Source organism: Brevundimonas sp. (assembly GCF_030704825.1).
GTDB lineage: Bacteria > Pseudomonadota > Alphaproteobacteria > Caulobacterales > Caulobacteraceae > Brevundimonas.
Genome location: NZ_JAUYNX010000013.1, coordinates 1 through 22095 on the forward strand (window position 1 = coordinate 1; position 22095 = coordinate 22095).

Sequence of the window (22095 nt, forward strand, 5' to 3'; positions counted from 1 at the left end):
GGCCAGGCGCCCGGCGCCCCGTCCGGCGACGCGCGCTCCGGCTCCCGCCGCGACTGCCCCGGCGCCGGCCGAGGCCGCCGGCGAACGTCCGTATCAGGCCCCCGCCGCCGAGACCCCCGCGCCGCCGCGCCAGTCCGTCCAGTAACGGACGCCGGCTACTCGATGTCCTCGTTGAGCAGGCCGACCTGGTGGAAGCCGTTGGCCTGCAGCGCGTTCATGACCGTCATGAAGCGGTCGTAGGTCACGTCCGGCTGGGCCCGGACGAAGACCCGCTCGTCCCGGCAGTTGGTCACGGCCTGTGCCGCGCAGACGTCGGCGGCAAGGGTCTCCATCGTCGTCGGCCGGTCGGCGATGAACAGGGCGCCCGATGTCTGGACGGTGACGTAGACCGGCTCCTTCGGCTCGACGACGTCGAGTGGCGGCGGCGGCAGGTCCAGTTTGATCGAAACGGTGGCCAGCGGCGCGGCGACCATGAAGATGATCAGCAGCACCAGCATGATGTCGACGAACGGCGTGACGTTGATGTCCGCATTCTGCTCGATGGTCCCGCCGCCCTGGCCCGAGGGGCCGGAAAGTCGTGCGCCCATGACTGGTCACTCCCGTGGTTGATCCGGGCAGTTCCAACCTTGGCCGCGACTTTTTGAAGGCGGAGTTTTCGTCGGGCCGCAATCGGGTCGGGAGGTCCCGAAGGGCCGACAACCGCGACCAAGGAAAAAGGGCCGCGTCCCTGCGGACGCGGCCCTCGATCATTCAGCGCGGCGAGACGTCTATTCGATGTCTTCGTTCAGCAGGCCGACCTTGAAGTAGCCGTTCTCCTGCAGGGTGTTCATGACTTCCATGAACTGGTCATATTTCACTTCCGGCTGGGCGCGCACGAAGATGCGCTCTTCGCGGCAGTTGGTCGGAACGGCCAGGGCCACGCAGACGTCGGCGGCCAGGGTTTCGATCGTGGTCTGGCGATCGGCCAGGAAGATCGAGCCGGTGTCCTGGATGGTGATGTACACCGGTTCCTTCGGAACTTCGTTCGGATCCGGCGGCGTCGCCGGCGGCAGGTCGAGGCGGATCGAAACGGTGGCCAGCGGCGCGGCGACCATGAAGATGATCAGCAGCACCAGCATGATGTCGACGAACGGCGTGACGTTGATGTCCGCGTTCTGCTCGATGGTCTTGCCGCCCTGGCCGCCGGGACCTGAAAGTTTGGAGCCCATGTGCTTCAGTCTCTCCATCCGGCGCGCCGCGACGGCGGCGAGCCAAGCTATGACGTTCGGTTCGTCTCTTGGCGTCCCGGAACCGGCTTGTAAAGCGGGTTCGGGCGGCTTGGGGTTCCATACCCTCTGGATTGTCTCAAATACGCCTGTCAGGCGAGCCGATCAGCCCTTGGCCAGCTTCAGAAAGCGATCCTTCAGCGCGGCGTCGGACTTGAAGGCGCCAGTGAACCGGGTGGTGATGGTCGAAACGTGGCGGTGATGCACGCCGCGGGTGGTCATGCACTGGTGTTCCGCGTCGATCAGGACGGCGACGCCGGCCGGCTGAAGATTCGATTCGATGGCTTCGGCGATCAACTGGGTCAGGGTTTCCTGGGTCTGCAGCCGCCGGGCGAAGATTTCGACTACCCGGGCCAGCTTTGAGATGCCCACCACCTTCTCCGCCGGGATGTAGGCGACATAGGCCTTGCCCAGGAAGGGAGCCATGTGGTGTTCGCAATGGCTCTCGACCTCGATGTCGCGCAGCAACACCATGTCGTCGTAGCCCTGAACGTCCTCGAAGGTGCGCGACAGCTCCTTTTCGACATCGGCGTCATAGCCGTCGAACCATTCGCCGTACGCGTCCACGACCCGTTTCGGCGTATCGATCAGACCCGGACGGTCGGGATCGTCGCCGGCCCAGGCCAGCAGGGTGCGGACAGCCTTCAGGGCTTCCTCCCGCGACGGGCGGCGCTTGGGCAGGTCGTTCTCGCCGACCAGAACAGGCTTGGCGGGGGTAAGGCTCATGGGGATTCTCGAACGCGCGGCTTTGTAAGTCGCGGGGGACTCTTTATCAGCTTGGCGGCGTATATGGGACCGCCGGTCCGTGCCGCAAGAAAACTCTCCCGCAAAGACTCCCCATGCCGCTGACGATCTACGACACCCTTCACCGCGAAAAGCGCGTGTTCGAGCCGCGCGACCCGGAGCGGGTGACCCTCTATGTCTGCGGCCCGACGGTCTATGATTTCGCCCATATCGGCAATGCCCGCCCGCCGGTGGTGTTCGACGTCCTGGTGCGACTGCTGCGCCGGACTTACGGCGCGGACAAGGTCATCTATGCCCGCAACGTCACCGACGTGGACGACAAGATCAACCAGAAGGCCGCCCGTGAGGGCACGCCCATAGGTGAGGTCACCGCCCGTTACGAGGCGGCCTATCTGGAGGACATGAGCCGGCTGAACGTGTCGCCGCCGGACATCGCGCCCCATGTCACCGACCATATGGACGCCATCGTCGCCCAGATCGGCGCGATCATGGACCAGGGCTGCGCCTATGCGGCCGAGGGCCATGTGCTGTTCGACGTCTCGTCCTACGAGACCTATGGCCGGCTGTCCGGCCGGAACCTGGACGACATGATCGCGGGCGCCCGGGTCGAGGTGGCGCCCTACAAGAAGAATCCGCACGACTTCGTGCTGTGGAAGCCTTCGAAAGAGGGCGAGCCGGCGTGGCCGTCGCCATGGGGCGAGGGGCGGCCGGGCTGGCATATCGAATGCTCGGCCATGATCGAGGAGACGCTGGGCCTGCCGATCGACATCCACGGCGGCGGCATCGATTTGGTCTTTCCGCACCACGAGAACGAGATCGCCCAGGGCGTCTGCGCCCACGGCCATGCGCATGAGCCGGACCCGCACGCGGAATACAGCCGCTACTGGATGCACAACGGCTTCCTGACCGTCGACGCGGAGAAGATGTCCAAGTCGATCGGCAACGTCCTGCTGCTGCATGATCTGGTCCGGAACATCCCGGGCGAGGTGGTCCGCTGGGCCCTGCTGAGCGCCCACTATCGCCAGCCGCTGGACTGGAACCAGTCGCTGCTGGACCAGAGCCGCAAGGCGCTGGATCGGCTGTATGGGGCGCTGCACCGGGCTGCCGGGGTCGAGGCCAATGGCGACGAGCCGCCCGAGGACTTCCTCAAGGCCATCGAGGACGACATCAACACGCCGGGCGCCATGGCGACCCTGTTCGCCCTGTCCAGCGAGATCGAGCGCGCCATGACGGCCGGCGATCACGGCGTCGTGGCCCGCGCCAAGGGTGAGCTGATCGCCGCCGCAGCCATCCTGGGGGTGCTTCAGGCCGAGCCGGCGACCTGGTTCGACGCCGGGGTCGACGACGCCTTCAAGGCCGAGGTCGAGACCCTGCTGGAACAGCGCGCCGCCGCCCGCGCCGGCAAGGACTGGCCCGAGGCCGACCGTATTCGGGACCGGCTCAACGCGTTGAATGTCGTGGTGATGGACGGCCCGGCCGGAGCGACCTGGCGGGTCAGGGGTTGAGGCGGATCAGGTAATCCTCTTGGCCGACACCGGGTCGCTGGCCGGGAAGGTCTCCTCGAGGCCCTCGTCCAGCAACGCTTCCTGGCGGTCTTCCACGTTACGCTCCTCTTCGCAGAGCTGATCCGGCTTGCCCTGTTCCCGCTCCGCCTTGCGGGCGTGGGGGATATCGTCGGCAGGGGCCTGCTGATGATCGGATTTGTGCGTCTGGGTGGTCATGGCCGCCCTCCTTATTTCGCTGGATGGTCTTCGTCGCCGTCGGGCCCGTATCCCAGGCCGGCGATGTCGTCATCGGAAAGACGTTTGGCCTCCCAGTGGGCGGCGCTGGCCTGGGCGCCGCGGACGTTTCGCATGAGACCGGTGTAAACCAGTTCGACCTCGTCGGGGCCGCGCTGGCCGCCGCTCTCGCCGTCGATCTCGGTCAGCCGCTGCCCGTCCACGCCCAGCAGGGCGTCGGCCTCGGCCTCGATGCCCGAAGCCCCGAGCTCATCGTCCAGATCGGCTTCCTCGTCCTCGTCGAATTCTTCCTCGTCGGCGTCGCCGTCGGCCTGGGTGACGTCCAGCACCGGATCGGCCTCGTCCGGCAGGATGTCGCCGTCGCCCTCATCGTCGATGTGGGTTTCGTCATAGACTTCCGACTGTTCCTGATCGTCCGAATAACCGTCGATCTCGGGCATGCCGTCACCTCCCTGTTCGGAAGGTCAACGCTGCGCCGCTATCCGGCGTTCCCCGTCTTCACCGCGTCGTCGAGCGCGGCGCGGATGCGACCGATGGCGTCCTCCCAGCCATCGAAGCTGTCGCGGGGGAAATAGCGCAGGTGCGGATAGAACGGATATTTGTCCGTCGCCAGGAAATGCCAGTCGTCCGGAGCGGTTACCATCCAGGCCGTTCCGCCGACCGCCGCGGCCAGGTTGGTCCCCGCGATGCCCGGGCCGATGACCAGGTCCAGCGCGACGGACAGGGCGGCCACATCCTCCAGGTCGTCCTTCAGATCGATGGGCGGAGTCCAGATCGACACCCCGGCCGTTTCGGCCGCGGCCAGATCCTCGGCGACGTCGCCGCACTGCAGATTGACCATCACCGCGCCCGGTGTCTCCAGGACCGGTCGCCAGCGTTCGAAGCCCGAGAAATAGCGGGCTCTTGATCCGGTCAGCACCAGGCTCTTCCAGTGCAGGCCCACCTTGAGGCCCGGGCCCAGCTTCTCCAGTTCGGCCTTCCAGTGCGCGATCCTGCCAGGATCGGCGGCCAGATAGCCGCGCCGGTCCGGGAAGCGGTCGATGGACGGGCGGAACAGGGCCAGCATCGAGGCCATCGGGATCCAGGCGTCGACCGCGCCCTCGCCGTCTTCCATCGCCTCCAGGAAGGGGACATAGCGAGTGATCCGCCCCTCCAGTTTGACGGCCCTGTGCCCGCCGACCACCGCCGTCGGGAAGGCGCGCTGGAACAGGGCGACCAATCGCGGCTCCACCGCGATGAACACCTTGCCCTCCGGCCCGACCGCCTCGATGGCGTCGCCGACGCAGGTTCCGAACAGCATCTCATCGGCGATGCCCTGTTCGCCGAGGATCAGCAGCCGTCGCCCCGCCATCTCCCCGACCGCGCCGTCCCAGCGCGGGGCGTCGACGGCCACCCGCATGGCTTCCGGCAGATGCGGATCCAGACGCACATCATAGGCTTCGAAGCCTTCGGGAATGCGCCCCAGGGCCATCAGCTGCAGGGCCCGGGCCATGGTCATCATGGCCCGCTCATAGGGGCTCTCGGCGCCGGGCAGGGCGGCGTCCAGATCCTCCAGCGCGCCGAGGGCGTCGCCCAGCGGCTGGCGGGCGTTGGCGCGGTTGTAACGGGCCTTGGCGAAGCCGGGATCGTGCCGCAACGCCTCCTCGAAGAAGGTCAGGGCGGTTGTCATGTCGCCCTGGTCGCTCAGCACCGTACCCAGCGTGTTCCACAGCACCGGCGATTCGGGCTCTACCCCCAGCAGGGCCCTCAGGGTTTCGACCGCGTCGCCGTAGCGTTTCTGGTCCCGCTGCACGCAGGCCAGGTTGTTGGTCGCCTCGACGTGGCCGGGATCGGCCGCCAGGTATTTCAGAAGCAGCTTCTCGGCGATGTCGAGATAGCCCATCTGCTGCGCCAGCCGACCCAGGTCGTGGGCCACGTCGGTTTCGTTGGGCAGCAGCTTCAGCGCCGCCTCATAGGCCAGCAGGGCCTGGCCCAGGTCGCCCGACTTCTCGCGGCATATGGCCAGCACATGCCAGGCCAGGCCGTTGGTTTCGTCGATCCGCAGCGCGTCCAGCGCCCGCCGGGCGCCCAGGGCGAAGTCGCCGGCGCGGATCGCCATCAGGGCGGCCTTCAGCTTCTCCAGCGCCTTGCGCTGGGCCTTCACCGCCAGTTTCGGGCTGGCCAACTGGCGTGACAGCTTCCGAAGGGCTTCGGGCGAGGCGGAATCGCCGACGACGCCCTGGGCCGCGGGGGCCATCGCATGGACGAGTTCGGGAGCCAGTTCGGCTGCGGACATGGAACGATCCTGAGGTGATCCGCGACGATTGCCGGCCGGGTCACAAGACATGGTTAACCACGTCTGTTTAACCTGCGTTCGTTCCCGGCTTCCTAACGTCGTCGCGAGCCCGCCAGGAGACACTCCCGCAAATGCCGCTCAAGCTGTCCCTGAAGCCCGGCGAGAAATTCGTGCTCAACGGAGCCGTGGTCCAGAATGGCGATCGCCGCGGCGTTCTGATCCTTCAGAACAAGGCGTCGGTGCTGCGCGAGAAGGACATCCTCCAGCCCGGGGACGTCAACACCCCGGCGAAGCGGATCTATTTCCCGGTCATGATGATGTACCTGGACGAGGCCGGCGCGCCCAAGGTCTACGACGAGTTCGCCCGGCGCCTGACCGAATTCATGGGAGCGTCGCGCAATCCGCAGGTCCTGGCCGATTGCGTCGACGCCTCGCGGCACGTGATGGCGCGCGAATACTACAAGGCGCTGATGGCCGCGCGAAAACTGGTTGATTACGAGGAAGGTCTGGCGAATGTCGCTGCAGGCGTACAAGACCGCGGCCACGCGGACTGAAAACCCGCGTGAGATGGAGTATCGGCTGTTCGGGCAGGTGACCCGGGCGCTGATGCACGCCTCGACGGTCGATCCGTCCGACGTCGCCACCCGCATCGACGCCCTCGACTGGAATCGGCGCCTGTGGTCGGCGCTGGCCACCGACTGCGCCAATCCCGACAATGGCATGGACAAGGCGCTGCGGGCCCAGATCATCTCGATCAGCCTGTTCGTCAGCCGTCACTCCTCGACGATCATGCGCGGCGAGGACGACTTCGAGGCTCTCATCGACATCAACAAGATGGTCATGCAGGGCCTGGCGGGACCGGGCCCCGGCGCGCAACAGGCGGCCTGATCGTCCGACGGTAGGCAAGCGGCGACCGGCCGCCCGGTCAGACCTGCCGGGTTCCGGGTTCGTACCGAACAACTACTTGAAACTATTCATCTTTGTTTGCAGCCGGGCGCGGCCCGAACCTTGCGGGGCCGTGCGCGAACCAGAACTGGTTCGACGGCCAGAAGGCCGTTCTTCACCCGACCAGAATGGAAGGACAGCCGATGGTTATGTCGGTCAATACGAATACGGGTGCGCAAATCGCACTCCAGAACCTGAACGCGACCAACGCCTCCCTGGCGATCACGCAGAACCGGATCAACACCGGCAAGTCTGTGTCGAGCGCCAAGGACAATGGAGCCATCTGGGCCATCGCCCAGGGGCAACGGGCCGATATCGGGGCTTTGAGCGCGGTGAAACAGTCGCTCGACCGGGGCATCGCCGCGGTGGATGTGGCGCTGGCGGCGGGCGAGACGGTCTCCGACCTCTTGCTGCAGATGAAGGAGAAGGCCCTGGCGGCGACCGATTCGTCGCTGAAGACTTCGGCGCGGGCCGCGCTGAACGAGGATTTCAAGTCCCTGCGTGACCAGATCGCGTCGGTCACCGGCAATGCCGAATTCAACGGGGTCAACCTGCTGAACACCGGCGCCACCGGTTTCGCCGCCCTGGCCAATGTCGCCGGAACCTCTTCTCTCACCGTGGGGGCCGAGGTGCTCGCGTTGGGCGGATCCAACGTCACCGTGGCCACGACGCAGTCGATCGACACGCTGACAAAGGCGATCGCGTCCCTCACGGTCGTGACCGCTTCCATCGATCTGGTTTCGGCTTCGCTCGCGCGGCTGGGCACCAAGTCGAAGGCGCTTTCGACCCACAACACCTTCGTCAGCAAGCTGACGGATGCGCTGGAGGCGGGAGTGGGCAACCTTGTCGACGCCGATCTGGCGAAGGAAAGCGCCAAGCTCCAGGCCCTGCAGACGAAGCAGCAACTGGGGGTTCAGGCTCTGGGAATCGCCAACCAGACTCCGCAGCTCGTGCTGTCGCTGTTCCAGTAGTTTCAGGTTCTCGCAGGCGCCGGAGGGGGAGACCTCTCCGGCGTCTCGTGCTTTCAGCCCAGACCGGTCGTCTGATAGATCGCCAGGAAAGCGCGGCTGACGATCTCCCACGCAACCCAGACGAAGACGCAGACTCCCGCCACGCCGCCCCAGCCGACCAGCACCACCACCCCGTCCCGCTGCATGAGGCCGAAGCCGAAGGTGGAGATGATCAGGGCCGGCACCAGATTTCCGCCCCAGATGGGCAGGATCAGGATGAACGCCAATACCACCGTGGCGACGCCGATCAGAACCTCCGACACCTCGCTGGTCATGATCGAGAGGCGCGGCCTGGAAAGCCGTTCCACCATTCTGAGCCGGGGCAGCACCTTCTCCACACCATGCCGGTAGGTCTCGCGTTCGATCCAGCGGCGCAGGGCCCATTTGGGCAGCCATAACTGGTCTTGGCGCACCATCAGCTGCAGGCCCATCAGCAACAGGGGAGCGCCCAGGATCGTCGTCGTTCCCGGAATGATGCCGATGGCGATGTTCAGCAGGCCGAAGAACAGCATCAGGGCGCCGAAGCCGCGCTCGCCGAACGCGTTGATCAGTTCACCCAGATAGAGCTTCGGGTCTTCCTTGGCGCCGATGTCCTCGATCACCTGCGAGAAGGACCGGCTGTCGCTCTGATAGTCATAGTCGGGCATCGGCGACGGGTCCGGGCATTGATGACTCGATCTAGGCGCGACCGCGTCCCCGCGCCACTTAACAAACGTCAATCCTCAACGCGGGCGCAGCCTCAGACCAGTCCTGCGATCCATCCCAGTCCCTGTTGGAGCCCGGCCACGATGAGCTTCCACGCGAGGAACAGGATGGCCACGGCGAACGCGGTGGTCAGCCAGCCCAGCAGGACCGCCAGGCCGTCCCGTTGGATCACGCCCAGCGAGAAGAAGGCGATCGCGACGGCGGGAATCAGATTGCCGCCGAAGATCGGCAGCACCAGTACAGCCGACAGGAACAGGCAGGCCAGGCCGATCAGGCCCTGGCCGAAGCCGCCGGTCAGGAAATACAGGCGTGGCCGCGACAACCGCTCGCTCCAGCGAACGGGCCTGGCCAACCGGCCGCTGAGCTTGCGAAAGGCGCTTCGGTTGATCGAGACCCGCTCGGCCCATCGCGGAATCCAGAGGGTGTCGCGGCCCCAGGCCAGCTCCATCGACAGCAGCAGCAGCGGCGCTCCGGTCAGGGTGGTTCCCCCTGGCGGCCAGGGGAGCAGGTTGATCAGGGCGAAAAAGAACATCACCGGCCCGAAGGCCCGGTCCCCGAACGCTTCGACGACCTCGCCCAGGCAGAGCTTTTCGGCGCGGCGCGCCGCCAGAATGGCCAGCACCTCCGAAAACGCGCGCGGCCGGCCGGTCGAGGTCTCGATCAGGGTCATGCGCGGACGCTATCGGTGCGACCGGGATGCGTCATCCTTGCTCACGCTACGGGCGCGATCAGTGTTTCACGTGCTCGGGCTTGCCCTTGCGTTTGGTGTGGGCGAATTCCTCGAGTTGCTTCTCGGTCATCGACAGCATCGACTTCGACGCGCCCTTCAGCTCGGACTTGGGCGTGTCGCCGCGCTTGGCCGACAGGGCGGCGCCAGCGGCCTTCTGCTGGGCGGCGGATTTGGCTGGCATGGCGTAGCTCCTTTTTCGCGAACAGGAAAACCGGCGCGGATCGGCCGGGTTCCCTTTCCCGCGCCAAACGGTGGTATGTTGGGACATCGGACCGGTCCGACGGACACTTGGAGCGATCGACATGCGGACCCACATCCTGTTTGCGGGCGCGGCGGCCCTGATGCTGGCGGCCTGCGGCTCGGGCGGCGAGGCGGTCAACGGCGACAAGGCGGATGAAGCGGCGGCGCCGTCGGTCGCGGGCCTGCCGGACGGTCCCACGCCCGGATTGTGGCGCGTGACCATGCAGGTCGACGGCTTGCCCGAGGGGATGGCCGCGCCGGTGGTCGAAACCTGCATGACCGATGAAAAATTCGAATCCCCGCAGGATCCGGCCAGCCAGATGCCGGGCATGACCTGCAGCAACCAGTCATTCCGCCGCGAGGGCGACGCCATGGTGGGCCATTCGATCTGCACCTCGGACGCGGGCGTCCGCACCCAAACGGACATGCGCGTCTCGGGCGACTTCTCGCGCCGCTACACCATGGTGATTACCAGCACGACGACGCCGACGCCCGCGCCGGAGCCGGGGACGCGAACCATGACCATGATGGCGGAGCGGCTGGGCGACTGCCCGGTGGCGTCAGCCGCCCAGTAGTTCGCGCCCGATCAGGAAGCGCCGGATCTCGTTTGTCCCGGCGCCGATGTCGTAGAGCTTGGCGTCGCGGACCAGACGTTCGACGGGCCATTCCTTGGTGTAGCCGGCGCCGCCGAGGGCCTGGACGGCCTCGAGGCTGACCTTCACCGCATTCTCGGACGCCAGCAGGATGGCGCCGGCGGCGTCGTAGCGAGTGGTCTTGCCCTGGTCGCAGGCGCGGGCGACAGCATAGACATAGGCACGGGCGCTGTTCAGGGCGACGTACATGTCGGCGACCTTGGCCTGCATGAGCTGGAACGAGCCGATGGGCTTGCCGAACTGTTTGCGCTCGCGAACATAGGGCAGGACGACGTCCAGCGCCGCCTGCATGATGCCCAGCGGACCAGCGGACAGGACGGTGCGCTCATAGTCCAGGCCGCTCATCAGCACGCCTGCGCCGCCGCCGACCGGGCCCATGACGTTCTCCTCCGGAACCTCGCAGTCCTCGAACACCAGTTCGGCGGTGTCCGACCCGCGCATGCCCATCTTGTCCAGCTTCTTCGAGACGCTGAAGCCCTTCATGCCCTTCTCGATCAGGAAGGCGGTGACGCCGCCGCTGCCCTCGCCGGTGCGGGCGTAGACCACCAGAGTCTCGGCGTGGGGGGCGTTGGTGATCCAGAATTTCGTGCCGTTCAGGACGTAGCGGTCGCCGTCCTTGCGGGCCTGGGTGCGCATCGACATGACATCGGAGCCCGAGCCGGCTTCCGACATGGCCAGAGAGCCGACGTGCTCGCCCGAGATCAGCTTCGGCAGATATTTGCGTTTCTGCTCGTCAGTCCCCCAGCGCCGGATCTGGTTGACGCACAGATTGGAGTGGGCCCCGTAGGCCAGGCCGATCGAGGCCGAGGCGCGCGACACCTCCTCCATGGCCACGACGTGTTCGAGATAGCCGAGGCCGAGGCCGCCGTACTCTTCCTCGACCGTGATGCCGTGAAGGCCCAATTCGCCCATCTCGGGCCACAGCTCGCGGCGGAATTTGTTGGTTTCGTCGATCTCGGCGGCGTGCGGCGCCAGCCGGTCGGCGGCCCAGCGGGCGGTGGTGTCGCGGATGGCGTCGGCGTTCTCGCCGAGGCCGAATTCCATCGATTGGGGGGCGTTGGGAATGCTCATGGCGGCGGCGTAGCACCGCCCGCCGTCGAGGCAAAGTCAGCTCGGCCTGCCCCAGCGGACATACAGGTTCCACGATGACACCCCGACGCAGATCACGCCGATCACGGCCAGGGCCCAGGCGATGACCGTTGTCTCGCCCATGGGGGATGGCTGTTCGACCGACAACCGGAAGGCCGCCGCCGAGGCCGTGCAGGCGGCCAGGCCGACGCCGCCCATAATCAGGAAGGCGCCGGTCTCGCTCCAGTCGAAGCGACGCGGTCTGGTTGGTTCGACCTCGTGCCGCAGCACCGAAAGGGTCGGCTCGTCCTCGAACAGGACCGTTTCCTCGGCGGGGGGCGTCGCCTCCCTCTGGTCGGATGTCCAGGCCGGACGGGCCGCCTCGACGAAGTCGGCCTCGGTTGCAGGCGTCAGCACCAGGGCCTGATCCATGGGCGGAAAGGGCGAGTCGGCCGGCGAGGCCGAGGTCAGCGGGACGACCGGAGCCGACGGTTCGTCCGGAACCGGCGTAGGATTAGTCTCTGGCTCCGGATCGGGCTCCGCGACCGCCTGCGGGGCGGGCGCTTCAGGGGCCGTGGCCTCGAAGCCGGGCAATGGACCAATGATCGCGGCCGCATAGGGCGAATAGCGGTTCAGGTTGACCGTCGTCACCGCGTCGACGGGCTTGAAGGCCGGAGGCGAGAAGGCGGGCTCCTCGGGCGCCCACGACGGTTCCGGAAGGACGGGGATGGCCGGGGCTTCGCCGAGGAGGGCGGCGACCGCAGCGGCCCGTGCATCGGCGGAAGTCTCCGCCGTCGGTTCGACGGGGGATTCGATCGGGGGTGGGGGCAGGGGGGCGGCCAGCAGTTCGGCCAGGGTGACAGAGGCCGCGGGGTCGGCCACGAACAGCGCCCGCTCGGCCGCCCGGCGACGCAGCCGGTCGTCGGGCGCTATGGCTTCGGGCCAGCCGATCAGGGCGTCCGCGGCCTCTCCGGCCAGACCCTCATTGAGTCTCTGCAGCACATCCGAGGCCAGGAAGCGTTCGACACCGACCGAAATGGCGAAACTGGCCAAGGCGTCGAACTGGTGCTGGTTCAGGTCGGCGGGCGCCCGTTCGTTCAGCGCCCGTACCACGGGCAACAGGTCGTACTGCAACAGCAGTTCGGCGTCGGGCTCGCCGACCGTCAGACCCTCCCGGGCCGAGGCCGTATGGCCATAGCCGATGACCCAGCGACCATCCTCGCCGCGCACGGCGCGCGGACGGAAGCCTTCGAAGCTCTTGATGAGCACGATCCCCTCGCGGGAGACCTTAAGACGTGGCGTGGTCGCTGCGGACACGGATTGACCCAAATCGAGACGGGCGCGCTCGCCCGACGAGAGAGCCAGCAAGGGCCGCGCCGGGTTTACAGCAACACGATGGTTGCGAGACCCAGGAAGATCAGGAAACCGAAAAAGTCCGTCGTCGCCGTCACGAACACCGCTGAGGACACGGCCGGGTCGAACTTCAGCTTCGACAGGGTCAGGGGCGTGAGCACCCCGACCGTGGCGGCCACCAGGAGATTCAGCACCATCGAGACCGCGATCACCGCCCCGATACGCCAGTGGCCCGACCAGAGGGCGGCCGCGCTGCCGATCAGGGGAGCCAGCACCAGGCCGTTGGCCAGCCCCACCGCCAGCTCGCGCCGGAAGGTGCGCGGGGCGTTGGAGCTGTTCAGTTCGCGCGTCGCCAGGGCGCGGACCGTCACGGTCAGGGCCTGGGTGCCGGCGTTGCCGCCGATGGCCGAGACGATGGGCATCAGCACGGCCAGGGCCACGATCTCCTTGATGGTCGCGCCAAAGAAGGCGATGACGCTGGCGCCCAGAACCGCCGTCGCCAGATTGATCGCCAGCCAGGGCACGCGGCCGCGCACGATCTCGGACACGGACGAGCCCCGATCCTCGTCGGAGACGCCGGCCAGGCGCAGGATGTCCTCGCGGTTCTCTTCCTGGATGATGTTGACGATGTCGTCGACGGTGATCTGGCCCACCAGCCGGCCCGCCGCGTCGATGACCGGGGCCGAGATCAGGTGGTATTTCTCGAAGATGTAGGCGACCTCCTCCTGGTCCTGGTCGACGGCGATCTCGTTGATCGGCTCCATGATGTCGGACAGGGCGGCGGTGCGGGGGGCGCGCAGCAGGCTGCTGACGGCGATGCCGCCCACGGGCCGGTTGGTCGGATCGACCACATAGATGTCGAAGAACAGCTCGGGCAGATCCTCGCCCTGCTTGCGGATGTGGTCGATGGTGTCGCCGACGTTCCAGAACTGGGGCGCGGCCATCACCTCGCGCTGCATCAGGCGGCCGGCGGAGTCCTCGGCGTGGCCCAGCGAGCTTTCGATCGCGGCCCGGTCGACCTCGGGCATGGCGGCCAGGACGCGTTCGCGCTGGTCGTCCTCGAGGTCCTCGACCACCGCGGCGGCGTCGTCGGAATCCAGTTCCTGCAGGGCCTCGGCCAGGGTCAGGTGCGGAACGCGCTCCAGCACCTCCTCGCGGATGCCGTCGTCCAGCTCGGGCAGGGTGTCGGCCAGCAGGTCCGGCGGAAGCCACAGGACCACGACGGCGCGGTGCTCGGCGGTCAGGAAGCCCATCAGGTCGGCGACGTCGGCCGGGTGCAGGTCTTCCAGCAGGGAGCGGAGCTTGAGGCCGTCGCCGGCGTCGGAGGCGTCGACGACCTTCTCGACGAAGGCGGCCGTCAGGACGTAGTCCTCGTCCAGGGCTTCGTGTTCGATGTCGGCGGGGGAGGCAGGCGGCAGGGGGGCGGTTGGTGCGGTAGTCACGCGAGGCCTCCCTGCCTGATATCAGCGATAAGTCGTTGATCTACCCTGTAAAAAAACGATGGTGCGGTCGAGAAGACTCGAACTTCCACTCCGGTTAGGGAACAGCGACCTCAACGCTGCGCGTCTACCAATTCCGCCACGACCGCTCGCATCGGAGGGGGGCTGATAGCGGAGAGATGGGCGGCTGCCAAGCCGTATCAAGCGGCTCCGGCCATGAAGTCGTACACATCGGCCGGCCGCGTGACGGTGATGGCGATGCGGTCGTCGCGGATCTCGATCTCGCCGCGGGCCACCGGATGGTTGTTGGCGAGGATCCAGACCTCGTCGTGCTCGGAGGCGTCGAGCGGGATCACCGCCCCGCGGCCCATGCGCAGCAGCTGGCTCATCGGCAGCACGGAGCGGCCCAGCACGACCGAGATCTCGACTTCGACGGCTTCGATCTGGCTCACGGGGGACTCGAATACTGACTGTGACTGGGCGGTCTGGACTTGCATGGCGCTCCCGGCCCCCACATTGGAGGCGTCATGCTTTCCCAAGCCTTAAGCGAAACCGTATCGAAACTCGTCCGCGCCGACGGCCGGCCGGTCGAATGGACGGTCGCGCCCGGCCATGTCCCCTACGAAGAGGCCGTCGCGGCCATGGAGGCGCGGGCGGCGGCCATCGCGGAGGGGCGGGCGGGCGAGCAGGTCTGGCTGCTGGAGCATCCGCCGCTCTACACCGCCGGGGTGTCGTCGAAGGACGGCGACCTGCTGGACGCCGGCCGCTTCCCGGTCCACCGCAGCGGGCGGGGCGGGCAATTCACCTATCACGGCCCCGGCCAGCGGGTGGCCTATGTGATGCTGGACCTGAACCAGCGCGGCAAGGACGTGCGCGCCTTCGTGCGCGGCCTGGAGCAGTGGATCGTCGGGGCGCTGGGCGAATTCGGCGTCCCCGCCGGGGTGCGCGAGGGCCGGGTCGGCGTCTGGGTGGAGCGGAAAGGCCCCGGATGGTCGCGCGAGGACAAGATCGCCGCCATCGGCGTCAAGGTCCGCAAATGGGTCAGCTTCCACGGGATCAGCCTGAACGTGGAGCCGGAGCTGGACCACTTCAGCGGCATCGTCCCCTGCGGCATCGCCGAACACGGCGTCACCAGCCTGGTCGACCTGGGCGTGCCGGCGACCATGGACGAGGCCGACGCGGCCCTGAAGACCCATTTCCGCCGGTTGTTCGGCCCCGTCGCCTGAAAACGGGGCCGCCTGAAACCGGCTTTTCCGGGCGCCACATAAAAAATTCCAGACGCAGCGATTTTCGGACGCAAGTCCCTGATTTTCCGCGCCCGGAACCCCCTTGCAGCGTCATTTGCGCGCCCTGGTTCCGGCCCGGGCGATACTGGCGGGCATGGAGACGAAGCACGATCAGAAGACCCTCGAGGGCCCGCCGGCGGACGACCGGCCGCTGCGCCAGAGTCCGGTGGACATGAGCTGGGACGGCTGGCGGGCGCTGCTGGAGCGCTATCTGGCGGGGGAGCCGATCAAGGCCCTGGCCGGGGAAGCCGGCGTCTCGGTCAGTTCGATCCACCGCAATGCGAGGAAATTCAACATGCGCAAGAGGGACCGGAAGCGGGCCGTCTATCTGGCCAAGGGGCCGCCGCCGTTGACGGTGACGACCCGGGACGGGCGGCTCCTGACCATGGTCTGCGCCGAGGTGGCCTTCACCTTCGACCCCGAGGACCCGGCGGGGACCGAGCGGTCGCTGCTGCGACAGTTCGGCGACGCGGTCGTGACCGGGGCGGCGCGAAACGGATCGTACCTGGGGCGGATGGTCTTCACGGTCCGGCGCATCCTGGGCGGGGGGCCGCTGTTCGGGGCGCAGGCCGGGGCGGGGGCGGCGGCCGCCAACGACAACGAACCGCTCGCCGCGCCGCTGGTCCTGCGCCCGGCCCAGACCCCGCCGGTCCGGCTGGCCGACGGCTCGGACTGGTCGACCTGGCTGTTCCTCGGCGGGCGCGGGGCGGGCAAGACCCTGGCCGGGGCCAGCTGGCTGGCCGACCAGGCGGAGCGGCTCGGCCCCGGCGGCCGGCTGGCCTTGGTGGGGCCGACCCTGCACGACGTGCGCGAGGTGATGATCGAGGGCCCGTCGGGCCTGCGGAGCCTGCCGCGCTGGACCCGCGCCACGCGGCCCGTCTACGAGCCGTCGCGGCGCCGGCTGGTCTTCGCCAACGGCTGCGTCGCCCACGCCTTCTCGGCCGAGGACCCGGACAGTCTGCGCGGGCCGCAGTTCAGCGCCGCCTGGGCCGACGAGTTCTGCGCCTGGCCGGCCGTGGGCGCGCGCGGGGCGGGGGAGACGCTCGCCTTGCTGAGGATGGGGTTGAGGTTGCCGGGGCCGGACGGCGCGGCGCCGCGGCTGGTGGTGACGACCACGCCGCGCCCGACGCGAGCCCTGATCAGCCTGCGCGACGAACCGTCGTGCGCGTTCAGTCACGCGGGAACGGCCGACAATGAAGCGCATCTGGCGCCGGGTTTTCTGAAGGAGCTGCGCGCCCTCTACGGCGGGACGCGGCGCGAGGCGCAGGAGATCGAGGGCCAGATCGTGGACATGGCCGGGGCGCTGTTCACGGCGGAGATGATGGCGGGGGCGCGCGTTCCTGATCCCACATCCGCCGTTCCTTCTCCCCTCGGGGGAGAAGGTGGCCCCGAGGGCCGGATGAGGGGGCTTCCGGCCTCGGGTTCGCCGGTCGCCGGGTTGCCTGCTGAAACGGCCCCCTCATCCGAGCGGCTGCGCCGCCCACCTTCTCCCCCAAGGGGAGAAGGGAACGGAACGTCCGGAGAAGGGACGTTTGAGAGAATCATCGTCGCCCTCGACCCCACCGCCACGGCGGCCGGCGACGCCTGCGGCATCGTCGTCGCCGGGTCGCGCCGCCGCCCCGACGGGGTGCGCGAGGCGGTGGTGCTGGCGGACCGGTCGGCGACCGGGCTCAGCCCCGACCAGTGGGCGCGGCGGGCGGTCGAGGCGGCGCGGGAGTTCAACGCCGGGGCCGTGGTGGCCGAGGTCAACCAGGGCGGCGACATGGTCCGCGCCGTGCTCAAGGCCGCCGGCTGCACCCTGCGCATCCGCGAGGTCCGGGCCAGCAGGGGCAAGCGCGTCCGCGCCGAACCCGTCGCCGCCCTCTATGAACAGGGCCGCGTCAGGCACGCCCCGGCGGACGGGGTCCCGCTGTCGGCGCTGGAGGAGGAGCTGATGGCCTTCGCCGGCGAGATGGAGGGGGCGGGGTCGCTGGACCGGGCCGACGCCCTGGTCTGGGCGGTCACCGATCTGCTGATCGACGCGCCGGAGGGGGAGCGGGGGCCGAGGGTGCGGTGGTTGTGACGGTGTTGAAGGACGAAACGTCCGGAATGAATATGGACTATAATACAAAATAATTGACATTTATATGGATTATGATCCATAATTGCTTGGATTAAATTGGACTGCAAGTCATGATGTCGCTCGTTTCCGCCCGTCGAAGTCTGGACGACCGCCTCGCCTCCCTGAAGGGCGACGTCGCCGCGCGCCCGCACAGGGGGTGGGTGCGCGCGGTGCGCGAGGCCCTGGGCATGACCGGGACGCAACTGGCCGAACGACTGAAGGTCGATCCTTCCACCATCTCGGCGCTGGAAAAGGGCGAGGTTCAGGACACGGTGACCCTGGCCACGCTTCGGCGGGCCGCCGGGGCGATGAACTGTCGTCTGGTCTACGCCCTCGTTCCCGAGACCTCGCTGGAACAGACGGTGCGCGATCGGGCCGCGACGGTCGTCGATGTTCGTCTCGGCCGGCTGGGCCACACCATGGCGCTGGAAAATCAGGCCCTGAGCGATCCCGAGCTCGCGGACGAGCGCGGGCGGATGATTGAGGCCCTGATCCGCGAGGAACCCCGGCGGCTTTGGCAGGCGCCGTGACCGATCCGCTGTTCGACGGCGACGACGAGGGCAATACGCCCCTCACGCCGGAGGAGCGCGAGGGGCTGATCCCCGGCTGGATCACCACCCGCGCCGATCTGAACCGGGCGGAGTTCGACAACATCGCCAGGGCCCAGACATGGGCGGCGGCGCGGCGGCGGGACATTCTGGCGTTCGACCCCCTGATCGCCCTGCACAAACAGATGTACGGGCAGGTATGGCGGTGGGCCGGCAAGTTCCGGGAGACGGGCAAGAACATCGGCGTCGATCCGTGGCGGATCGGCATGGACCTGCACGCCCTGCTGGAGGCGGTGCGGTTCGAGGTCGACCATGACGCCTGGCCGCCGGACGAACTGATGGCGCGCTTCCATCATCGGCTGGTGCGGATTCATCCGTTCCCGAACGGCAACGGGCGTCACGCGCGGATGGCGGCTGACATGCTGGCGACGCGGCTGGGCGTGGCGCCGCTGAGCTGGGGGCGGAACAGTCTGGTGGAGCCGGGGGAGACGCGGCGGCGCTATATCGCCGCGCTGAAGGCGGCGGACCGGCATGATGTGGGGCCGCTGCTGGCGTTTGTGCGGGGGTGAGGTGCTTGTTTGGCGCGTACGGACTTGTGAATGAGCGCTAGCCCTACGTGTTCTACCGTTGTTCTTGTCTACGACCCTAGGTGCTGCGTATCGTGGGGCGATGGCAAAAGGCGATGTGAAAGCGAACAACCCGGTCGACACTTTGCTCCGGGCCGGTGCTGCGTCGTCCGCGTACACAACCAAAGTGTTTCTTGATGCGAATGTTGTGCTCGAGGGAAAGCCTCTAGCCGATCTGCCGTGGTCGGACGTTGATGCTCGGGGTCCGATCCTTGCTCTCTTCACGCCAACAGCCCTGAAGGAGATCGATTCCAAGAAGCGCGATGGTCGCCTCGGCAAGATCGCGCGTGCCTTTAACCGTCTAATCGGAACAGCGATTGGCGGCGTACCCGTTGTCGTCCGAGAAACAGGTCCACGGGTCGAAGTCACGTTGGCGATTTGTGACCGCATCCGTTGGTCAAGCTATGACGATCTCGACCCTGACGATGGAGACTCGCGCATCGTTGCGGAAATTCTCCATGCGCGCGGGATAGATGCCCATGAAAAGGTGCTCGTAAGCCAAGATATCAAACCCTTGGCTTTCGCGGCGCGCCACGGTGTGCGGACTCACCATATGTCCGAAGATTGGTTGAGGCCCGTTGAGCCGACTCCACAAGACAAAAAGATCCAACAGCTCAAGCACAGGGTGCAAGAACTGGAGGGGACAGAGCCTGTACTGGAAGTTCAAATCCGACTTGGCGGCTCAAGCCCTATTCCGACCTATCGCGTCAACGGTCTCACTCCCTACGAACGAGAGCTGATTGAAAATCGGATACTGACCCTCAATCCCCAGCCTTACCAACACCAAGGGATGTTCGGCGTCGGAGCCTACGAATATGACCGGAGCCTTGATGACCGGTATGCGGCTTACCGGGATCAGAAAGTGCCCGTTTTCGTCGGCGCCTACGAACGCAAGATCGAATTGCTCTTCAACCAAGTCCCATTCAGCGTTGAGGTTTCTAACGTAGGCCGCGTTCGCGCAGATCGATTCATCATCGAGATTGAGAGCTCAGAAGGCTGGCTTCACAGCAAGTTTGTGTTTGTCCCGTCGGGTGGTCCCACCGCTCCACGAGCTCGTTCCAGCATATTCGCGTTGCACCGGAATATGGTTCGAGACTTCGTCCCTTTGCGAGTTGGTCGCCATGAGGTCGAATTTGTGGAGGGGCCGGACCGCACTCGGCGGATCGTCGCCAACTGCGAGGATTTTCGGCACGGCCAAACTTGGGTGTTCGATGGTGTTCTCGGCCTCGACGCCCATCGCGATGAACCTGCGATCATCACGGTGCGGGCAACAGCCGCCAACCTTCATGGCGCATTAGAAGCCTCCACGACGGTTGAGAAGCAGATTCAGACCGTTCATGTCTCGCATCTTGTTGATCTTGAGGAACTGCTGCCGAATCTGGCGATCCCGATGCAAGGAGTGATCGAGGATGCAGTTAAGCGAGAGGATTATGATGACCTTGAGATTGATGAAGCAGACGACGACTAGCCAATGACCTCCTTCCACCATATCCTCGCCAACAACCTGATCGCCAACATCACCAACTACACCGTCTGGTTCGCCCTGACCTTCTGGGTGTTCCTTGAGACGCGGTCGGTGTTCGCCACCGGGATGATCGCGGGCCTCTATCTGGTGCTGACCGCGGGGCTGGCGATCTGGTTCGGGAGCCTGGTGGACCATCACCGCAAGAAGCGGGTCATGCTGGGGTCCAGCCTGGCGTCGCTGGCGCTGTACGCCGTCGCCTTCGCCGTGCATCAGGGGGCGCCCAAGGGAGCGCTGGCCGAGGTCGCGGGGCCGTGGCTGTGGGCGCTCGTGGGCGTGGCCATGCTGGGGGTCATCGCCGGCAATATCCGCTCGATCGCCCTGCCGACGCTGGTCACGGCCCTGGTCCCCGAGGACCGGCGCGACAAGGCCAACGGCCTGGTCGGCATGGTCAGCGGGATCGGCTTTCTGACCACCTCGGTGATCAGCGGCCTGCTGGTCGCCTGGGCCGGGATGGAGGGGGCGCTGGTCTTCGCCCTGGGCCTGACCGTGCCGGTGTTCCTGCATCTGCGGTTCCTGAGGGTGGACGAGCCCGATCCGGCGGCGCTGCGCAAGGCGGCGGGGCAGACCGGGCGCGGGCGGGTCGATCTGAGGGGGACGATGACGGTGGTCGGGGCCGTGCCGGGCCTGTTCGCCCTGATCCTGTTCGGCGCCTTCAACAACTTCCTCGGCGGGGTCTTCATGGCGCTGATGGACGCCTATGGGTTGTCGCTGATGCCGGTGCAGGCCTGGGGCTTCATGTGGGCCGGGGTGTCGACGGCGTTCATTCTCAGCGGGGTGATCATCGCGAGGACGGGGCTGGGGCGGAATCCGTTGCGGACCCTGATGATCGTCAATCTGATCTGCTGGGCGACGGCGGCGGTGTTCACCGTGCAGTCGTCGATCGTGCTGCTGGGCGTGGGCTGTTTCATCTGGATGCTGATGGGGCCCTATGCCGAGGCGGCCGAGCACACCACGCTGCAAAAGGTGGTGCCGTTCGAGCGGCAGGGGCGGGTGTTCGGCTTCGCCCAGTCGGTGGAGCAGGCGGCCTCGCCGCTGACGGCCTTCATGATCGCGCCGCTGGCGCAGTTCGTGTTCATTCCGTTCATGACGGACGGCTGGGGGGCGGAGGCGATCGGCGGCTGGTACGGGACGGGGCCCGAGCGGGGCATCGCCCTGGTGTTTACCGTGGCGGGGGCGGTCGGGCTGATCGCGACGGGGCTGGCGTGGAACTCGCGGTCGTACCGGCGGCTGTCGGCGGCGTATGCGAAGGCGCCGGCGGCGGCGGAGGGGCCGGCGCTCAGCTGAACACCTCGGCCGTGTCGCCGCCGACGCCCTTGGGCGAGGGGCCGAAACGGTTGGAGCCGGGCGTGCCGTCGAGGAAGCCGAGCACGACGAGCTGGTAGAGGGAGGCGATGATGAGGATCAGGCCCCAGGCCATCATGGGGGCGCCCGCGAGCCAGTCCCCGGCGTCGATGGCGCGGCCGGCCGCCTCATAGGCGTCGCTGGGGACCAGATAGCCGGTCGTGGCGGCGAGGTGGATGGCGACCAGCTCCCAACCGCGCCGGTCGCGATCGTGGGCCCGCTTCAGGATCAGGGCGAGGGCGGGCCAGAGGAAGACGAAGGCGAAGGCGAGCGCGGTCCACTGCGGTCCCGCGTCCTGCGCCCCGCCAAAGAACCAGGCGCCGTAGCGACCGGCTTGCAGATCGGCGTCAGCGCCAAACAACAGGGTGTCGGCGATGCGGGTCGTCAGGATCTGGGCCAGGAACAGGGCGATGGACCACAGCCACCAGTCGCGGCGGCGCAGGCGGCCGTCGAAGCTGAACAGGGCGTGTCTGAAATCCATCGCGTCCCCCCGGGGCCGGCT

At 67.2% G+C, this 22095-nt stretch carries 25 protein-coding genes and 1 tRNA gene; 11 read left to right on the forward strand and 15 right to left on the reverse strand.

Annotated elements, in window-relative coordinates; translation table 11 throughout:
• Nucleotides 1–155: 155 nt before the first annotated feature.
• The 3 genes from Q8Q71_RS05145 to folE form a co-directional block, all read right to left on the reverse strand.
• Entirely contained in the window at nucleotides 156–587 is a 432-nt protein-coding gene (locus Q8Q71_RS05145; protein ID WP_305758573.1) for a biopolymer transporter ExbD, read from the reverse strand.
• A 180-nt stretch (nucleotides 588–767) separates the two neighbouring features.
• On the reverse strand, nucleotides 768–1208 hold the full coding sequence (locus Q8Q71_RS05150; RefSeq protein WP_305758574.1) for a biopolymer transporter ExbD: 441 nt from the start codon (nucleotides 1206–1208) through the stop codon (nucleotides 768–770).
• 162 nt (nucleotides 1209–1370) lie between these two features.
• On the reverse strand, nucleotides 1371–1991 hold the full coding sequence (gene folE / locus Q8Q71_RS05155) for a GTP cyclohydrolase I FolE (protein ID WP_305758575.1): 621 nt from the start codon (nucleotides 1989–1991) through the stop codon (nucleotides 1371–1373).
• Between the two features lie 113 nt (nucleotides 1992–2104).
• On the opposite strand from folE, the gene cysS reads away from it, so the two are divergent.
• Nucleotides 2105–3514 (forward strand): cysteine--tRNA ligase, encoded by a 1410-nt coding sequence (gene cysS, locus Q8Q71_RS05160; protein ID WP_305758576.1) that lies wholly within the window; start codon nucleotides 2105–2107, stop codon nucleotides 3512–3514.
• A 6-nt stretch (nucleotides 3515–3520) separates the two neighbouring features.
• Here cysS and Q8Q71_RS05165 read toward each other — a convergent pair whose 3' ends face one another.
• The 3 genes from Q8Q71_RS05165 to Q8Q71_RS05175 are packed head-to-tail and all read right to left on the reverse strand — an operon-like array spanning nucleotide 3521 to nucleotide 6023.
• Nucleotides 3521–3730 carry a hypothetical protein gene (locus tag Q8Q71_RS05165; protein WP_305758577.1) on the reverse strand — a complete coding sequence of 70 codons (210 nt, stop codon included), beginning with the start codon at nucleotides 3728–3730 and terminating at the stop codon, nucleotides 3521–3523.
• Between the two features lie 11 nt (nucleotides 3731–3741).
• On the reverse strand, nucleotides 3742–4188 hold the full coding sequence (locus tag Q8Q71_RS05170) for a hypothetical protein (RefSeq protein ID WP_305758578.1): 447 nt from the start codon (nucleotides 4186–4188) through the stop codon (nucleotides 3742–3744).
• Between the two features lie 38 nt (nucleotides 4189–4226).
• A complete protein-coding gene (locus Q8Q71_RS05175) occupies nucleotides 4227–6023 on the reverse strand; it encodes a tetratricopeptide repeat protein (protein ID WP_305758579.1) in 1797 nt (598 codons plus the stop codon).
• Between the two features lie 131 nt (nucleotides 6024–6154).
• Between Q8Q71_RS05175 and flbT the strand changes: the two genes are divergently transcribed.
• From flbT to Q8Q71_RS05190, 3 genes are all read left to right on the forward strand, one after another.
• Nucleotides 6155–6577, forward strand: coding sequence for a flagellar biosynthesis repressor FlbT (gene flbT, locus Q8Q71_RS05180; protein WP_305758580.1), 423 nt, complete (start codon nucleotides 6155–6157; stop codon nucleotides 6575–6577).
• Nucleotides 6537–6911, forward strand: coding sequence for a flagellar biosynthesis regulator FlaF (flaF, locus tag Q8Q71_RS05185; RefSeq protein WP_305758581.1), 375 nt, complete (start codon nucleotides 6537–6539; stop codon nucleotides 6909–6911). Before flbT ends, flaF begins: the two co-directional genes overlap by 41 nt.
• Nucleotides 6912–7111: 200 nt before the next feature.
• Entirely contained in the window at nucleotides 7112–7939 is an 828-nt protein-coding gene (locus Q8Q71_RS05190; RefSeq protein WP_305758582.1) for a flagellin, read from the forward strand.
• 53 nt (nucleotides 7940–7992) lie between these two features.
• Here the strand turns inward: Q8Q71_RS05190 and Q8Q71_RS05195 are convergent, their stop codons facing one another.
• From Q8Q71_RS05195 to Q8Q71_RS05205, 3 genes are all read right to left on the reverse strand, one after another.
• Nucleotides 7993–8625: an exopolysaccharide biosynthesis protein gene (locus tag Q8Q71_RS05195; protein WP_305758583.1), complete on the reverse strand. Its 633-nt coding sequence runs from the start codon at nucleotides 8623–8625 to the stop codon at nucleotides 7993–7995.
• Nucleotides 8626–8717: 92 nt separating this feature from the next.
• Nucleotides 8718–9353: an exopolysaccharide biosynthesis protein gene (locus Q8Q71_RS05200; protein ID WP_305758584.1), complete on the reverse strand. Its 636-nt coding sequence runs from the start codon at nucleotides 9351–9353 to the stop codon at nucleotides 8718–8720.
• Nucleotides 9354–9411: 58 nt separating this feature from the next.
• Nucleotides 9412–9594 carry a DUF3008 family protein gene (locus Q8Q71_RS05205; RefSeq protein ID WP_305758585.1) on the reverse strand — a complete coding sequence of 61 codons (183 nt, stop codon included), beginning with the start codon at nucleotides 9592–9594 and terminating at the stop codon, nucleotides 9412–9414.
• 121 nt (nucleotides 9595–9715) lie between these two features.
• Between Q8Q71_RS05205 and Q8Q71_RS05210 the strand changes: the two genes are divergently transcribed.
• Nucleotides 9716–10228 (forward strand): DUF3617 family protein, encoded by a 513-nt coding sequence (locus tag Q8Q71_RS05210; RefSeq protein ID WP_305758586.1) that lies wholly within the window; start codon nucleotides 9716–9718, stop codon nucleotides 10226–10228.
• Here Q8Q71_RS05210 and Q8Q71_RS05215 read toward each other — a convergent pair.
• From Q8Q71_RS05215 to Q8Q71_RS05235, 5 genes are all read right to left on the reverse strand, one after another.
• The gene (locus Q8Q71_RS05215) at nucleotides 10214–11377 is read right to left on the reverse strand and encodes an isovaleryl-CoA dehydrogenase (protein WP_305758587.1); all 1164 of its coding nucleotides are present in this window, start codon (nucleotides 11375–11377) and stop codon (nucleotides 10214–10216) included. The genes Q8Q71_RS05210 and Q8Q71_RS05215 overlap by 15 nt on opposite strands.
• Before the next feature lie 36 nt (nucleotides 11378–11413).
• Nucleotides 11414–12643 (reverse strand): lysozyme, encoded by a 1230-nt coding sequence (locus Q8Q71_RS05220; RefSeq protein WP_305758588.1) that lies wholly within the window; start codon nucleotides 12641–12643, stop codon nucleotides 11414–11416.
• A 113-nt stretch (nucleotides 12644–12756) separates the two neighbouring features.
• The gene (gene mgtE / locus Q8Q71_RS05225; RefSeq protein WP_305758589.1) at nucleotides 12757–14169 is read right to left on the reverse strand and encodes a magnesium transporter; all 1413 of its coding nucleotides are present in this window, start codon (nucleotides 14167–14169) and stop codon (nucleotides 12757–12759) included.
• Nucleotides 14170–14228: 59 nt separating this feature from the next.
• Nucleotides 14229–14315, reverse strand: a tRNA-Leu gene (locus Q8Q71_RS05230).
• Nucleotides 14316–14366: 51 nt separating this feature from the next.
• Nucleotides 14367–14618, reverse strand: coding sequence for a FliM/FliN family flagellar motor switch protein (locus tag Q8Q71_RS05235; protein ID WP_305758590.1), 252 nt, complete (start codon nucleotides 14616–14618; stop codon nucleotides 14367–14369).
• Between the two features lie 75 nt (nucleotides 14619–14693).
• On the opposite strand from Q8Q71_RS05235, the gene lipB reads away from it, so the two are divergent.
• The 6 genes from lipB to Q8Q71_RS05265 all read left to right on the forward strand — a co-directional run bounded on the left by lipB (nucleotide 14694) and on the right by Q8Q71_RS05265 (nucleotide 21536).
• A complete protein-coding gene (gene lipB / locus Q8Q71_RS05240; protein WP_305758591.1) occupies nucleotides 14694–15392 on the forward strand; it encodes a lipoyl(octanoyl) transferase LipB in 699 nt (232 codons plus the stop codon).
• Nucleotides 15393–15495: 103 nt separating this feature from the next.
• Nucleotides 15496–17514, forward strand: a complete 2019-nt coding sequence (locus Q8Q71_RS05245; protein WP_305758592.1) for a terminase large subunit domain-containing protein — start codon at nucleotides 15496–15498, stop codon at nucleotides 17512–17514.
• Nucleotides 17515–17624: 110 nt separating this feature from the next.
• Complete coding sequence (locus Q8Q71_RS05250; protein WP_305758593.1) at nucleotides 17625–18083, forward strand: mobile mystery protein A; 459 nt, start codon at nucleotides 17625–17627, stop codon at nucleotides 18081–18083.
• Entirely contained in the window at nucleotides 18080–18670 is a 591-nt protein-coding gene (locus Q8Q71_RS05255) for a mobile mystery protein B (RefSeq protein ID WP_305758594.1), read from the forward strand. Before Q8Q71_RS05250 ends, Q8Q71_RS05255 begins: the two co-directional genes overlap by 4 nt.
• Nucleotides 18671–18785: 115 nt before the next feature.
• The gene (locus tag Q8Q71_RS05260; protein ID WP_305758595.1) at nucleotides 18786–20195 is read left to right on the forward strand and encodes a hypothetical protein; all 1410 of its coding nucleotides are present in this window, start codon (nucleotides 18786–18788) and stop codon (nucleotides 20193–20195) included.
• A 3-nt stretch (nucleotides 20196–20198) separates the two neighbouring features.
• Nucleotides 20199–21536: an MFS transporter gene (locus tag Q8Q71_RS05265; RefSeq protein ID WP_305758596.1), complete on the forward strand. Its 1338-nt coding sequence runs from the start codon at nucleotides 20199–20201 to the stop codon at nucleotides 21534–21536.
• On the opposite strand, the gene Q8Q71_RS05270 is transcribed toward Q8Q71_RS05265, so the two are convergent.
• On the reverse strand, nucleotides 21529–22074 hold the full coding sequence (locus Q8Q71_RS05270) for a DUF805 domain-containing protein (RefSeq protein WP_305758597.1): 546 nt from the start codon (nucleotides 22072–22074) through the stop codon (nucleotides 21529–21531). The genes Q8Q71_RS05265 and Q8Q71_RS05270 overlap by 8 nt on opposite strands.
• Nucleotides 22075–22095: the final 21 nt, after the last annotated feature.